The organism is Streptomyces sp. WELS2 (genome assembly GCF_013870595.1).
Taxonomy (GTDB): Bacteria; Actinomycetota; Actinomycetes; order Streptomycetales; family Streptomycetaceae; genus Streptomyces.
Genome location: NZ_JACBWZ010000719.1, coordinates 1 through 3,197 on the forward strand (window position 1 = coordinate 1; position 3,197 = coordinate 3,197).

At 76.5% G+C, this 3,197-nt stretch carries 2 protein-coding genes and 1 pseudogene; 1 reads left to right on the forward strand and 2 read right to left on the reverse strand.

All coding sequences use genetic code 11. The features are described from left to right. The coding region (locus H5J33_RS28700) for an SDR family NAD(P)-dependent oxidoreductase (protein WP_181797737.1) at positions 1-353 on the reverse strand (353 nt) is incomplete at its 3' end. A 413-nt stretch (positions 354-766) separates the two neighbouring features. Between H5J33_RS28700 and H5J33_RS28705 the strand changes: the two are divergent. After that, a pseudogene (locus H5J33_RS28705) lies at positions 767-2,155 on the forward strand (BTAD domain-containing putative transcriptional regulator); the annotation flags it as partial. 327 nt (positions 2,156-2,482) lie between these two features. Here H5J33_RS28705 and H5J33_RS28710 read toward each other — a convergent pair. After that, the coding region (locus H5J33_RS28710; protein ID WP_181797739.1) for an ROK family protein at positions 2,483-3,197 on the reverse strand (715 nt) is incomplete at its 5' end.

Below are 3,197 nucleotides of genomic sequence, written 5' to 3' on the forward strand. Positions count from 1 at the left end.
GGCGCGGTGCGCAGCAGGAGGGTGGTGAGTTCGGCGGCGGGCGAGGGCGCCGGGGTCGTCAGCACGACCGCGCCACCGTCCCGAAGCCGCGGCAGCAGCGGCCGGGCGGTGGCCACGACGTCCGCGAACAGCAGGTCGACGACACCGCCGGGCCCCAGGCAGGCGGTCACGTCGGACGGGGCGACGACCCGGGCGGCGGAGCCCAGTTCCCGGCCCAGGCGGTCCCGCTCCTTCGTGGTGCGGGCGGTCAGCACGACCTGGGCGCCGCCCTCCACCAGACGCTTGGCCACGGCCAGTCCGATGGCGGTGGCCTCTCCGACGACTACGGCCGTCCGGCCCGCGTACTTGGTCATGCTGCTTCCTCTTCCTGCGCCGCACCTGCCACAACGGCTCGGTGGAAACGACCTTGCGCCCAGGCGCTTCGGAAAACCTTCCGGACGGCTTACGGCCGGCTCACGAGCGGCAGGGACGCGCTGACGTGCGGCTTACGGCCGGCTCAGGGCCCCCGGAACCGGCTGACGTACGGTCCTGCGGACGGCTCACGGGAGCCCGGACCGGCAGACGTACGACATCGCGGCCGGCTCACAGGCGCCCGGGACCGGCAGACATCCGGGCCTGCGGACAGCCCACGGGCGGCCGGGACGGGCTGGCGTACGGTGCCGCGGCCGGCCGGCGGAACACCCGGCGGCGGGCGAAACCGCCGGTGGTCCGGGCACGGCCGGGCGGTCTCGCCATCGGATCGGCACCGTGACGTACAGTGACGCACATGCGGTTTGGCGTGCTCGGCCCACTGGCGGTGTGGGACGACGAGGGGGTGGCCGTCAGGGTTCCCGAGGCGAAGGTCCGGGCGCTGCTCGCCGACCTGCTCGCCCACGACGGCGGACCGGTCTCCGCGGACCGGCTGATCGACGACCTGTGGGGCGACCGCCCGCCGGGCCGGCCCGCCGGCGCCCTCCAGGCCAAGGTCTCGCAGCTGCGCCGGGTGCTGGGCCGGGACCGGGTACAACTCCAGCCGGCCGGCTACCGGCTGCGGCTGGACGACACCGACGAGGTGGACGCCGTCCGGTTCCGCGAGCTGGTGGACCGGGCCCGCGCCGTCGAGACCCCGGACGACCGGGCCGCCCTGCTCACCGAGGCCCTCGGGCTGTGGCGCGGACCGGCCTACGCCGACTTCGCCGACCAGGAGTTCGCCCGCGCGGCGGCGCAGCGCCTGACCGACCAGCGGCTGTCGGTGCTGGAGGAGCAGGCCGAGGCCCGACTGGCGGCCGGCGAACACGTGCTCCTCGCCGGGGAGCTGGCCGACCTGGTGGCCCGGCACCCGCTGCGGGAACGGCTGCGCGCGCTCCAGATACGGGCGCTGTACGCGGCGGGCCGGCAGAGCGAGGCCCTCGCGGCCTACGAGGACCTGCGCGCCCGGCTCGTCGCCGACCTGGGTGTCGAACCGAGCCCCGAACTAGCCGCGCTGCACCAGGCGGTGCTCCGCCAGGACCCGGCGCTCACGGTCGCGCCGCGCCCCGCCGACGCCACCGCCGAAGAACCCGGGACGCCCGCCGCACCCCCGAAGGCCGACGCGCCCCCGGCACCCGCCCCCTCCAACCTGCCCGCCTCCCTCACCCCCCTCATCGGCCGCCGCGACGCCCTCGACCGGGTGACCGGACTCCTCGGCACCGCCCGCCTGGTGACCCTCACCGGCCCCGGCGGTGTGGGCAAGACACGGCTGGCGGTGGCGGCGGCCGACGCGCTCCTCACCGACCCGTCCGCCGCCGAACTGCCCGACGGGGCCTGGATCGTGGAGTTCTCCGGCGTCCGCGGCGGGACGGCCGCCGACCTCGCCCAGGTCGTCGCCGCCTCCCTCGGCATCAGCGACCACGCGCCCTCCGCCGTACCGGTCTCCGGCACCGGCACCCGGTCCCCCGCGCACCACCTCGCCGCCGTCCTGCGCGACCGCCGCACCCTGCTCGTCCTCGACAACTGCGAGCACGTCGTGGACGCCGCCGCCGAACTCACCACCCTCCTGCTGCGCACCGCGCCCGGTCTGCGCGTACTGGCCACCAGCCAGGAGCCGCTGGGCCTGCCGGGCGAGGAGGTCTTCCTGGTGGAGCCGCTGCCCACCGACGACGCGGTGCGGCTGTTCGCCCAGGGCCGCACCGCCGCCCTGTCGGTGGCCACCTACCGCGCCGACACCTGCCGGCTCACCTTCGGCGACTCGGCGGGCGTGGAGATACACCACGACCCACAGCAGCGAGCCTCCTGACCTCCGCGTCGCCGGACCGCACGGCGACTGGAGGACACCTCGGAGGTACGCCGACCCACGGCCGCGTCTGGCCGGGTCACCGTGACGCGGGTACGCCGGCCCACGCCTGCGGGCAAGCGACGCACACCCACTTCGCGGGCGGGCCCGGCATCCGAGCCCACACCGTGCCCAGGCCCAGCCGTGCCCACACCGTGCCCAGGCCCAGCCGTGCCCGCGCCGCGCCCAGGCTCAGCGCCGCGTGACCGTGCTGTCCACGGCGAACAGCTTCTCCTCCACGTGGTCCAGCGCGAGCCGCAGCGCCCCCGTGGCCACCGCCGCCTCGCCGAGGACCGACAGTGCCACCCGGGGCGGGCGCAGGCAGTAGCGGGCCAGTTCGCGGCGCAGGGGCTCGAGGACGCCGTCCAGACCGGCCGCCCAGCCGCCGATCACGACCAGCTCCGGATCCAGCGCCAGCACCAGCGCGGCCACGTCGTGCACCAGGCGCTGGATGAACCGCTCCACGGCCGCCCGTGCCCGCGGATCGCCGCCGCGCGCCAGCGCGAACACCTCGGCGACCGCCTGCTCGTCCAGCGGGTGCAGCGGCTCGTCGGTGGTGGACAGCAGCGCCTCCGGCGTCGCCTCCCGGCCCAGCAGATGCAGCGCGCCGATCTCCCCGGCCGCCCCGCCGTAGCCCCGGTGCAGCCGCCCGCCGATCAGCGAACCGGCCCCGGGGCTCAGCCCGGCCAGCACGAACACCACGTCGTCGGTCTCGGCCGCCGCGCCCTTCCAGTGCTCCGCGAGCACCGCAGCGTTGGCGTCGTTCTCCACCAGCACCGGGCAGCGGAAGGACCGGCTCAGCCGCTCCCCGAGCCGCAGCCCCGTCCAACCGGGCAGCGCCGTGCCCAGCCGTACCGTGCCGTCCGCCTCCACGATGCCCGGCGTGCCCACGCCGAGCTGCTGCGCC